The sequence below is a fragment of the Alteripontixanthobacter muriae genome, from assembly GCF_013336795.1.
Classification (GTDB): Bacteria; Pseudomonadota; Alphaproteobacteria; order Sphingomonadales; family Sphingomonadaceae; genus Pseudopontixanthobacter; species Pseudopontixanthobacter muriae.
Window position 1 is genome coordinate 78,511 of sequence record NZ_JAAFZT010000006.1, and the last position, 10,826, is coordinate 89,336.

At 58.5% G+C, this 10,826-nt stretch carries 10 protein-coding genes and 1 tRNA gene; 8 read left to right on the top strand and 3 right to left on the bottom strand.

The features are described from left to right. Window positions 1-17 precede the first annotated feature (17 nt). Window positions 18-1,601 carry a phosphoglycerate dehydrogenase gene (serA, locus tag G7A66_RS02795; RefSeq protein WP_174294190.1) on the bottom strand — a complete coding sequence of 528 codons (1,584 nt, stop codon included), beginning with the start codon at window positions 1,599-1,601 and terminating at the stop codon, window positions 18-20. 123 nt (window positions 1,602-1,724) lie between these two features. After that, complete coding sequence (locus G7A66_RS02800) at window positions 1,725-2,885, bottom strand: phosphoserine transaminase (RefSeq protein ID WP_174294191.1); 1,161 nt, start codon at window positions 2,883-2,885, stop codon at window positions 1,725-1,727. Window positions 2,886-3,092: 207 nt separating this feature from the next. Between G7A66_RS02800 and G7A66_RS02805 the strand changes: the two genes are divergently transcribed. Further along, complete coding sequence (locus tag G7A66_RS02805) at window positions 3,093-4,238, top strand: glycosyltransferase family 4 protein (RefSeq protein WP_174294192.1); 1,146 nt, start codon at window positions 3,093-3,095, stop codon at window positions 4,236-4,238. Between the two features lie 18 nt (window positions 4,239-4,256). Here the strand turns inward: G7A66_RS02805 and G7A66_RS02810 are convergent, their stop codons facing one another. Continuing rightward, window positions 4,257-4,769 carry a hypothetical protein gene (locus G7A66_RS02810; RefSeq protein WP_232366601.1) on the bottom strand — a complete coding sequence of 171 codons (513 nt, stop codon included), beginning with the start codon at window positions 4,767-4,769 and terminating at the stop codon, window positions 4,257-4,259. 34 nt (window positions 4,770-4,803) lie between these two features. Here G7A66_RS02810 and G7A66_RS02815 point away from each other — a divergent pair, with 34 nt between their 5' ends. The 7 genes from G7A66_RS02815 to G7A66_RS02845 all read left to right on the top strand — a co-directional run bounded on the left by G7A66_RS02815 (window position 4,804) and on the right by G7A66_RS02845 (window position 10,520). After that, complete coding sequence (locus G7A66_RS02815) at window positions 4,804-6,129, top strand: replication-associated recombination protein A (RefSeq protein WP_174294193.1); 1,326 nt, start codon at window positions 4,804-4,806, stop codon at window positions 6,127-6,129. Beyond that, a complete protein-coding gene (locus G7A66_RS02820) occupies window positions 6,126-7,019 on the top strand; it encodes a hypothetical protein (protein WP_174294194.1) in 894 nt (297 codons plus the stop codon). The genes G7A66_RS02815 and G7A66_RS02820 overlap by 4 nt, the downstream gene beginning before the upstream one ends. Window positions 7,020-7,110: 91 nt before the next feature. After that, window positions 7,111-7,186 (top strand) — tRNA-Thr (locus G7A66_RS02825). A gap of 117 nt (window positions 7,187-7,303) precedes the next feature. Beyond that, the gene (locus G7A66_RS02830; RefSeq protein ID WP_174294195.1) at window positions 7,304-8,494 is read left to right on the top strand and encodes a tyrosine-type recombinase/integrase; all 1,191 of its coding nucleotides are present in this window, start codon (window positions 7,304-7,306) and stop codon (window positions 8,492-8,494) included. 448 nt (window positions 8,495-8,942) lie between these two features. Next, on the top strand, window positions 8,943-9,350 hold the full coding sequence (locus G7A66_RS02835) for a hypothetical protein (RefSeq protein WP_174294196.1): 408 nt from the start codon (window positions 8,943-8,945) through the stop codon (window positions 9,348-9,350). Window positions 9,351-9,522: 172 nt separating this feature from the next. Further along, window positions 9,523-9,927 carry a GntR family transcriptional regulator gene (locus G7A66_RS14575; RefSeq protein ID WP_174294197.1) on the top strand — a complete coding sequence of 135 codons (405 nt, stop codon included), beginning with the start codon at window positions 9,523-9,525 and terminating at the stop codon, window positions 9,925-9,927. Between the two features lie 161 nt (window positions 9,928-10,088). Further along, window positions 10,089-10,520, top strand: a complete 432-nt coding sequence (locus G7A66_RS02845; RefSeq protein ID WP_174294198.1) for a MucR family transcriptional regulator — start codon at window positions 10,089-10,091, stop codon at window positions 10,518-10,520. Window positions 10,521-10,826 lie beyond the last annotated feature (306 nt).

Consider the following 10,826-nt stretch of genomic DNA (forward strand, 5'->3'; position numbering starts at 1 on the left):
GCATGCCCCAGCCGCGTTCAGAATTCCAGTGACTTCGCCACGCGGACTCCTTCGAGCGAACAAGCCGCCTGCATCACATCGTCGGTCAGTTCCTGATCGACCGACAGCAGCAGCACCGCTTCCCCGCCCGTCTTTCTGCGGCCGAGGTGGAAAGTGCCGATATTGATGCCCTTCTCGCCCAGCAAAGACCCGATGCGACCGATGAAGCCCGGCGCATCGTCATTGACGATGTAGAGCATGTGCCCTTCGAGATCAGCCTCGATACCGATGCCGAAGATCTCCACGAGGCGCGGTTCCGCCTTGCCGAACAGGGTTCCCGCCACTGACCGGTCACCTTGGCTGGTGGCGACCGTGACGCGGATCAGCGTCTGGTAATCGCCTTCGCGATCATGCCGTATTTCACGGACGTCCAGCCCGCGTTCCTTGGCGAGATAGGGCGCGTTCACCATGTTCACGCTTTGCGAATATTGACCCATCAGCCCCGCGAGAACCGCACCCGTGATCGGCTTGCCGTTCAGCTGCGCCGCTGCGCCTTCGCGTTCGATGCTGATGTTCGCAAGATTACCATGCGCCAACTGACCGACCAATTTGCCGAGGTTTTCCGCCAATGCCATGTAGGGCCGCAGCTTGGGCGCTTCTTCCGCCGACAGGCTGGGCATGTTGAGGGCGTTGGAGACGCCGCCATTCACCAGATAATCGCTCATCTGCTCGGCGACCTGCAGGGCGACATTGACCTGCGCCTCCGTGGTCGAGGCGCCGAGATGCGGGGTGCAGATGAAGTTGGGCGCGCCGAAAAGCGGGTTTTCCTTGGCCGGTTCCCTGGCGAAAACGTCCAGCGCCGCACCAGCGATGTGACCCGATTCAAGCCCTGCCTTCAGCGCCGCTTCGTCGATCAATCCGCCACGCGCGCAATTGACGATCCGAACGCCCTCCCGAGTCTTCGCCAGATTTTCCGCAGACAGGATGTTGCGGGTCTGGTCGGTCAAGGGCGTATGCAGGCTGATGAAGTCGGCCCGTTCGAGCAGCCCGTCCAGTTCCACCTTCTCGATGCCGAGTTCGATGCCGCGTTCCTCCGTCAGGAACGGGTCGTAGGCAATTACCTTCATGCGCAGGCCCTGCGCGCGGCTGGCGACGATCGAGCCGATGTTGCCAGCGCCGATCAGGCCGAGCACCTTGCCGGTGACTTCGACGCCCATGAAGCGGCTCTTTTCCCACTTCCCCGCCTGGGTCGATTCATTGGCTTCCGGCAATTGCCGCGCCAGCGCCATGATCATCGCAATCGCGTGTTCGGCGGTGGTGATCGAATTGCCGAAAGGCGTATTCATCACAACGACGCCCTTGCCGCTGGCATAGGGTATGTCGACATTGTCCACCCCGATCCCGGCGCGGCCGATGACCTTCAGATTGGTGGCGGCGTCGAGGATTTCCGGCGTGACAATGGTGGATGAACGAATGGCGAGGCCGTCATACTGGCCGATGATCGCCTTCAGTTCATCGGGCGACTGACCGGTAATGACATCAACATCGCAGCCGCTCTCCTTGAAAATGCGGGCGGCGTTCGGGTCCATCTTGTCGGATATGAGCACTTTGGGCTTGGTCATGATATATCTCGTCTGTGTGCCGGATCGCCGCGCGAGCGCGGCCAAGGCGAAATCGGGATTTAAGAACGATGGCGCGCCGCCGTTTCAAAGGCAGGCGCGCGCCATCGCACGATCAGCGGGCGCTCATGCCCCGGATTTGACCTGATCGTAGGCCCATTCGATCCACGGCAGCAGGCGTTTGAGATCCTCCTGCTCCACGGTGCCGCCGCACCAGATACGCAGGGAAGGCGGCGCATCGCGGTAGCCGTTGAAGTCGTAACCAACATCACGCTCGTCCAGCATGGCGGCGATCTTCTTCGGAACGGCAGCCTGCTCATCCGGAGACAGGTTTTCGTACCAGTCACCCTGAAAAACGAAGCACACGCCGGTGTTGGTGCGCTGCGCCGGGTCCGGCACCATATTGCGCAGCCACGGGGTCGCTTCGATCCAGTCGGTGACGATCTTAGCATTGGCATAGGCGCGTTCGAACATCGCCTTGCGACCGCCGATGCTCTTCGCCCATTCCAGCGCCGCTATGTAATCTTCGGTCGCGAGCAGGCTGGGGGTGTTGATGGTCGCCCCTTCGAAGATGGAGCGGTTGATCTTGCCGCCCTTCTTCAGGCGGAACAGTTTCGGCAGCGGCCATTCGGGATCGTAGCTTTCGATCCGGTCCACCGCCTTGGGCGAAAGGATCAGCATCCCGTGCTGGGCTTCGCTGCCCATGACTTTCTGCCAGCTATAGGTGGTGGCATCCAGCTTGGGCCAGTCCATTTCCTGCGCGAAGATAGCGCTGGTCGCGTCGTTGATGGTCACGCCCTTGCGGCCCGGCTCCAGCCAGTCCGTATCGGGGATGCGCGCACCCGACGTAGTGCCGTTCCAGGTGAAGACGACATCATTGTCCTGCGGAATGGCGGAAAGATCGGGAATATGGCCGTAATCGGCATCCAGCGTGGTCAGCTGAAGCAATTTCAACTGCTTGACCGCATCCTGTATCCAGACGTTGCCGAAGCTTTCCCAGGCGGCGACAGTCGCAGGGCCAGTGCCAAGCATCGTCCACATCGCGCATTCCAGCGCGCCAGTATCGGAAGCGGGCATTATGCCGACGAGGTAATCCTCAGGCACGCCGAGCATCTCCTTCGACAGGTCGATGGCATATTTCAGCCGCGCCTTGCCGACCGCACTGCGGTGCGAGCGGCCCAGCGATTCGGTCTTGAGCCGATCGAGCGACCAGCCGGGGAACTTCACCGTCGGACCGGAGGAAAAGAAAGGGCGTTCAGGCTTCAGTTCAGGTAGTTTTGCAGTCATGTATTCTCTCCTTGCAGAGAGCTCGCGCGGCGTTGGGACCGCGTGGCCCGTTGCCGCAGTGTCGGTTAGGCAGGTCTGAGTCAAGCGACGCGGCGCACTCGTGGGCAGGGTGTGCCGCATGGGCGTTGTATCGACCTGCAATGCTGCAGGGTGAGAGGACGCGTCGGCTATCGCCAATCCGGGAAGCAGCAGTTAAGGGGACGCGCAATGGATGTCACCGGCCTTCGCATCGCCCTGTTCAGCGGCAATTACAATGTCACGCTCGACGGCGCGAACAAGGCGCTGAACCGGCTTGTCGAATATCTGCTGCGGCAGGGAGCGTCGGTGCGCGTCTATTCGCCGACCGTCGACGAGCCCGCCTTTCAGCAGCAAGGCGATCTGGTCAGCCTGCCATCGGTGGCCATACCGGGTCGCAGCGAATATCGCGTGCCGCTCGGCCTGTCTGCCAGGGCCAAGGCAGATCTGGAACGCTTCGCGCCAAATATCGTCCATGTATCTTCGCCGGATTTCAGCGCCCGTGCAGCGCTCCGCTGGGCGAAAGCGCGCGGCATACCGGTGCTGGCATCGGTACACACGCGGTTCGAAACCTACCCGCGCTACTACGGCGTCGGCTTTCTCGAACCGGCACTGGAGGGCTGGATCCGCGGCTTTTACCGGCGCTGCGATGCCCTGGTCACGCCGTCGCAAAGCATGGTGGAAGTCTTGCGCGAACAGCGGATGAACAGCGATATCGCAATCTGGTCGCGCGGCGTCGATCGCGACATCTTCGGCCCCGAGCGGCGGGATCCGGCCTGGCGCCGCAGTCTGGGCATTGCCGATGAGGATGTCGCCATTGCCTTCCTCGGCCGGCTGGTCATGGAAAAGGGGCTCGACCGTTTCGCGCAGACGATCGATCATCTGAAAGCCCGAAACATATCGCCGAAGATCATCGTGATCGGCGACGGACCCGCCCGCGGCTGGTTCGAAGCCGCGTTGCCCACGGCCACATTCGTCGGGTTCCAGACCGGTGCGGGCCTCGGACGGGCGCTGGCGAGCGCCGACATATTCTTCAATCCCAGCATCACCGAAACCTTCGGCAACGTCACTTTGGAAGCGATGGCGAGCGGCCTGCCCGTGGTCGCCAGCGCAGCCACCGGCAGCACGAGCCTCGTGCAGGACGGCGTATCGGGCCGGCTCGTTCCGCCGGGCAGCGCAGAGCATTTCGCAGATGCCCTCGCACCCTATCTGACAGATGCCGACCTTCGCCGCGCGCATGGCGCAGCGGGCGAAAAGCGCAGCCGCGACTTCTCCTGGGATGCCATCAATCAGGTAATGGCCGAAACCTACCTTCGCCTTGTCGCTGCATCAGCCTGACTTCGCGCAGGCGAATGCTTAGACAAGCACGCCCTTGCGCCGCATGGAGATGGCATAGACCAGCAGGAATGTCGTCACCGACCAGATGACGATTGCCATGATCCGCGCGAAGCCGCCGCTGGCCCAATCGGGTGCCTCGGTAATTACCTGATAGAAAGTCGTACCGGCGAGGCCCACCAGCGCGATGGCGAAGGCGTGGATGGCCCAGCGTTTCCTCAGCAGCAGCAGGACGGAGCCAGCGACAGCCCCCCAGACGCCAAGCGCCCAGAAGAAGACTGCCCATGCCGGAAACCCTGCGAAATAGGCCAGGGCGATCTCGGGCGTGGTTCCGATCGATGCCGACATCTGCCGGAAATAGTCAAGGTTGCCTGCCTGCGTCTGCACGTAGTCATTCGCGCCGAAAGCATTCCACGCGAGGCTGACGATGCCCACTACCCACAGATGCCAGGGAGTATTGCGCTTTATCTGTTCCACCATGGATCGATCCTCTACCAGCGCCCTCCCCATGTTGTAAGCGACGGCAGACGGCATGGCAATTGCCCCTGACCGGCCCTAGATGCATGTCATGGCCGACCTATTTGCCGACGATCCGCTCCCGCTCCCCAGTCCGGACCACCCGCGCGAAGATGCGCCCTTGGCCGAACGCCTTCGCCCCGCGAGTTTGGATGGAATCATCGGGCAGGAACATCTGACCGGGCCGGAGGGCGCGATCGGCCGCATGGTCGCGGCGGGGCGGCTGTCCAGCATGATCCTGTGGGGCCCGCCCGGCACCGGCAAGACCAGCATCGCGCGCCTTCTGGCCGACGCGGTAGGCATGCGGTTCCACGCCGTAAGCGCGGTATTCTCCGGGGTTGCCGACCTCAAGAAAGCATTCGCAGAAGCCGACCGCGCCGCCGAAGCGGGCCAGCGGACGCTGTTGTTCGTGGACGAGATCCATCGCTTCAACCGTGCGCAGCAGGACGGATTTCTGCCATTTGTCGAACGCGGTACGGTGACGCTGGTCGGCGCCACGACCGAGAACCCCAGTTTCGAGATCAACGCCGCCTTGCTGAGCCGTGCGCAGGTTCTCATCCTGCATCGCCTCGACGCCGAGGCTCTTGCACGCCTGCTCGACCGGGCCGAGAAACTGCAAGGCGCGCTACCGCTGACGCCCGAGGCGCGCGAGGCACTGGTCGCCAGCGCCGATGGCGACGGACGGTTCCTGCTGAACCAGGCAGAGACGCTTTACGCGGCGAAGATAGAAGAACCTCTCGACCCGGCGCGGCTCGGCCAGTTCCTGCAACGCAGGGTCGCCATCTACGACAAGGACCGCGAGGGGCATTACAACCTGATCTCTGCCCTTCACAAGGCGGTGCGCGGGTCCGATCCGCAGGCGGCGCTATACTACCTCGCGCGCATGCTGGTGGCAGGTGAAGAGCCGCTCTTCCTGCTGCGGCGGATGGTCCGCATGGCGGTCGAGGATATCGGCCTCGCCGATCCGAACGCCCTGCCGCAATGTCTGGCGGCGAAGGATGCCTATGACTTCCTCGGCAGCCCCGAAGGCGAACTCGCCATCGTGCAGGCCTGCCTCTACCTGGCGACCGCGCCCAAGTCCAACGCGGTGTACAAGGCGCAGAAAGCCGCCTTTCGCAGTGCACGCGATACCGGCAGCCTGATGCCGCCCGCGAACATCCTGAACGCGCCCACCAAGCTGATGAAGAGCATCGGCTATGGCAAGGATTATGCCTACGACCACGATACGGAGGGTGCGTTTTCAGGCGCGAATTACTGGCCCGATGACATGGAGCCGCAGACCTACTACGCCCCGGTGGAGCGCGGCTTCGAACGCAAGATCCGGGAGCGGCTGGACTGGTGGGATCGTGAGCGGCGGACGCGCCGGGGCGAGGCGTGACACAAGGCCGGTTTCGCCATTTCATCGGCGTGGACTGGTCGGGGGCCGCAGGAGAACGGCACCGGGGGATCGCCGTGGCACAAGCGGATGCAGCGGGCGGGCCGCCCAGCCTTGTCCTACCGGATCGCAGATGGTCGCGTGCGGAGTTGCTGGATTATCTGCGCGCCGATCTGCCGCCGGACACGCTCGTCGGTCTCGACCTCGGGATCGGCTTGCCATTTGTGGATTGCGGAGGTTTCTTTCCCGGCCTGCCGCCGGCCGACAGCCCGCGGGATGCCCGGTCCTTGTGGCAAAAGGTCGCGGAGGTCTGCGCGGGCGATCCTCACCTTGGCGCAATGTCCTTCGTCGATGATGCGCGTTTCAATGCCTATTTCCGGCGGCACGGACAAAGAGAAGGGAGTGAGTTCCGCTGCGATAACGCCCGGCATGGCATGGGCCGGTTCCGGGTTACCGAGCTTCGCCAGGCAGAAATGGGGTGCAAGCCGACATCCAACTTCAATCTCGTCGGCGCATCGCAGGTCGGCAAGTCCAGCCTGACCGGTATGCGCGTGCTGCATGAACTCGGCGGCCATATACCGGTCTGGCCGGTCGACGAGATCGGATCACAAGGTAGCGTGATCGTCGAAATCTACACCGCGATCGCCGCCATGGCAGGGGGAAGAACGGCGGGTCGCAGCAAGGTAAAGAACGCGGCAGAGCTGGACGAAGTGCTGGCAGGCCTTGGCTCTCCCGGCAGCGGGATGACCGGTGCGATCGACGACCACTCTGCCGATGCGCTGATGGTGGCAGCCTGGCTACGCGACCGATCCGCCGACCCCGCGCTATGGGCACCTGCCGACATGACGAACCACATCGCCCGAACCGAAGGCTGGACGTTCGGAGTAGCCTGAAACCCGCACAATCGATGCCGAGGCGACGAGGAAATGCTTTACTTGTGACCGCCCCTTATTGCATGGGGGCGGCCACTGAACTGTTCAGTCAGCCGGCTTAGCTCAGTTGGTAGAGCACCTGATTTGTAATCAGGGGGCCAGGGGTTCGAATCCTCTAGCCGGCACCATTTTAAATCCTCTGAAATTAATAACTTGCTGCTGGTACAGATGGAGCGTCGCCGTGCCCTTATTGCCGTGCCGGACCTTTGGGGACTATCTTAGGACTGATTTAAGAAGGTCAGTCTATGCGAATCCATTTTACAAAACAGCAGGTGCAGGGCCTCAAAGCCAAGGCAACTGACAAGCGCCAGGAGCATCGGGACCTAGGGGGGCAAAATCTCTACATCGTTGTTCAACCCAAATCCGGTGAAACATCATTCGTCATTCGCCCCACGGTCAATGGGAAGCAGCGCCGGGTAACGATAGGCCACTTCCCCGACATGAGCCTTGCTGATGCTCGCGAAGAGGCAGCAAGGCATAAATCCGATATAAGGCAAGGCAAGCCACTGGTGCGATACCAGCCAGCGCCAGAGGCAATCGGTATTACCGTCAAGGAAGCTTGGGACCTTTATTGGCAACATGAAGCCAGCACCCGTAAATCCGCTGATGAAAAGCAGAGGATTTTCAACAAAGACGTTGCCCCTGCGATTGGAGCCAAGCTGTTAAGCGAGGTCACACGCGACGATGTAGCCAGCTTGGTAAGCCGCAAGTTCGCCACGGCTAAGACAGCTTCAAACAGGCTTCATTCCCTACTTGCCCGTTTTTTCCGTTGGTGTCTGACCAAGGGGCACTCGCTTACCAACCTCGACAGCAACCCAATGGAGTCTGTCGTAAAGATGCATTCAGAGCGTAGCAGCGCCCGCAAGCGCTACCTTACCGAGCAAGAACTTAGGTGGTGGTTCCAAGCCCTTCCCGCCGCCGGTTCGTATGCTCCCATACACGAATTGCTGATGCGGACCCTATGCCGGTTCTCGGACATACTGGACCTGACATGGGGCGAAGTGGTCGAAAGAGATAACGGCGATGTGGTGCTAGAAATCGGCGAAACCAAAAACAACCAACCACACGTAGTCTACCTTCACCCTAGCGCAGCGAAACTGCTCCCTAAGCGCCCTAAGGATGCAAAGCCAGAAGACCGAGTGTTCAGCGTCACCAGCAGGAGCAGCAAGCCTGTAGAGCGCATTAGGAAGCGCATGGAAGAGATTGCGGCATTGGAAGGGCGGCAAGTCCCCCACTGGCAACCACATGATTACCGCAGGACCGGAACGACGCACCTAGCGGGCATGATGGATGAAGAAGACAACCCCCTAGTTCCCGACCATATCCTAGACCGTCTGCTCGCCCACAAGGAGCAGCGGGTTATTAGACATTACAACATCTACGGGTACTACCGGGAAAAGAAGAGTGCACTGCTTCTATGGAACAATAAGCTATAAACACTAAGAAGTTGACTGGCAGTATCAATGTACCAGAATCTACCTAGGTAAAAATATTACTCTATAAGTCAGTTTCTCTCGTTATAGTTGATTAAATAAAGTAAAACCAAATAATGATTCTGCGCGGGTACTTGCAGAATCGGGCGCGCACCCCTATGTACTGCTCCGTCACATGAGAACGAGCAGTAAGATGAAGCTTTTGACCCTATCCGATGTTTGCGAACGCACCCGATACTCTCGGTGGACCATCTTGCGGCACCGCAGGAGATTTCCCGACTACCCTAAGCCCGTAGGGTTGGATGGCGACAATCCACGGTTTGTCGAAGAAGAGATTGAAGCGTTCTATCTCCGTCGAAGGCAGAAGCGATGACTGCTCGCAGGTCTTTGCCCAGACAATTAGGTATTGGATAGAATCGTAGGCGATTAGCGCTATATAAGGACGTAGTAAATGAGCAAATTGGGAAAACTTCTACAGAAGATGAATGCGAACAAGAGGGTAACTGTATTTATACATCTGAGAAGCCTTGAGCCCGAGGCAGAAGAGTATCTCGGGGAGATACTTGAACAGCTTGAATCATACGGTTTTCTTTTCGCCGGGAACGATCTGTGGGTCCACGATCAGCTTCCTAAGCAGCATGGCGCCTGGAGTCTGTTTACAGAAATCCAAGAAGCAAATGAGAATTCGACGGGCGGGGGATATATACACCTAGAATATAGAATTGATGAATCTATGACGGAAGGCGATGAAGAGTGGAGCCAGCTTATTGCTGATGTTATTCGTGGTGATGCTGATTACCATGCCGTTTCATACTACGTAAACCAAGAACTTGCTGATTACATCAATGATTGTAGTTAATCTCTAATTTTAAACAATGACGTTGGAATCTAGATGATAACACTAAAACACGCTATGCAACAACTTACGATGCTAACGCATCATATTACATTCTTTTAAAAAGAAAGAAAGAAAACCTGGTAAAAGAAAGAAAGAAAAAGCTTATGCATTGCATAGTAGTTGAATAGACCCCGTGCTGTCAATCCGCCACACCAGAGATAAAGTAGAGGGCTCGGAAGAGAATCGTAGGAATTCTTGGTCGCAGATCCGGGATGATATCAGCCTCGCGATTATCTCTGGTGAATATAACGACGGAGATACTCTTCCTTCGGTGCGCTCTTGCGCAAAGGAGCGTAGGGCTCACCACGATACGGTTAGGAAGGCGTACGACACGCTTGCTGCCGAAGGGGTAATTACGAAGCGTCGAGGGTTGAGCCCTGTAGTAGCTTGCGGCGGGACCGATAAGCTTCTCTTACTCGCAAAATCGGCCTTCCTGGGCGAACAGCTACCAGCGTTTGCGGCCCAAATGAGACTTCTTGGTCTGACATGGAGCGAAGTTGAAGCCGTTGACGTAGCTAGAGAAGGCAGCGGTACCTAATAGACAAGGCGTGCTACGGTCCCCGGCTATCACTATGGCTGCGAGGTAAGAACTTGCATCGAAATTGTTGAAGGCCAATTTCAAGAAGCACGTAGGGCTAGAACCCGCCGTGTCTTTGAAGTAGGGCGCACTTAATTTTTATCAGATTAGGACAAGCCAGCATGGAAAACGAAGACCTACTTACATTTACGAGTGACATTGTGTCATCCTACGTGGCGAACAACCGTATCGCTGCCGATGATGTGGGCCAGTTGGTGCAGGACGTTTACCGAGCGCTGTCCTCAGTAGGGGAAACGCAAGAAGAGCCTGAGGCAGTAGAACCCGCAGTGTCGGTAAGGGCTTCGATAAAGCCGGACCATCTTGTCTGCCTTGAATGCGGCAAAAACCAGAAAATACTAAAGCGGCACCTGATGACTGCGCATAACCTTACCCCTGAGGAATACAGAGAGCGTTACGGCTTGAAGAGCGATTACCCAATGATTGCCCCTGATTATGCAGAACGTAGGCGGGACCTTGCGAAGCAAATTGGCCTTGGTCGCAAGAAGGGCGAAAAGTTAGGCCCTCGCAAGAACGGCAATGGCAAGGCTAAGTAGGGAAGTAGCTGTTGCAGCAACCCGCTAACCGTCAGTAGCATCTTCAATAGCCTCTAGAATGCCCTAGGATGGCCGTACGGTGTCTTTATAGATGCTCTGGCTGCCTATGTAGCTAAAAACGCTTACAGGCGCTTAGAAGCGCTTAAATTCAGTATCACGAAAGATAAAGCCAATGGCTTATGCAATACCTAAAGACGAAGTCCTAGGGTCCGGACCCATAAACAGGATTCACAGCGGCATTGGGATGTGATTCATGAGCCTCCAGTGAGGAGGCATGTGGATGGCAAATTTCTTCTGGTTCTCGGA

What these genes read in the sequence shown, in the direction of transcription:
- serA (WP_174294190.1), bottom strand. Translation starts at nt 1,601, where the DNA reads ATGACCAAGCCCAAAGTGCTCATATCCGACAAGATGGACCCGAACGCC.
- G7A66_RS02800 (WP_174294191.1), bottom strand. Translation starts at nt 2,885, where the DNA reads ATGACTGCAAAACTACCTGAACTGAAGCCTGAACGCCCTTTCTTTTCC.
- G7A66_RS02805 (WP_174294192.1), top strand. Translation starts at nt 3,093, where the DNA reads ATGGATGTCACCGGCCTTCGCATCGCCCTGTTCAGCGGCAATTACAAT.
- G7A66_RS02810 (WP_232366601.1), bottom strand. Translation starts at nt 4,769, where the DNA reads ATGCCGTCTGCCGTCGCTTACAACATGGGGAGGGCGCTGGTAGAGGAT.
- G7A66_RS02815 (WP_174294193.1), top strand. Translation starts at nt 4,804, where the DNA reads ATGGCCGACCTATTTGCCGACGATCCGCTCCCGCTCCCCAGTCCGGAC.
- G7A66_RS02830 (WP_174294195.1), top strand. Translation starts at nt 7,304, where the DNA reads ATGCGAATCCATTTTACAAAACAGCAGGTGCAGGGCCTCAAAGCCAAG.
- G7A66_RS02835 (WP_174294196.1), top strand. Translation starts at nt 8,943, where the DNA reads ATGAGCAAATTGGGAAAACTTCTACAGAAGATGAATGCGAACAAGAGG.
- G7A66_RS02845 (WP_174294198.1), top strand. Translation starts at nt 10,089, where the DNA reads ATGGAAAACGAAGACCTACTTACATTTACGAGTGACATTGTGTCATCC.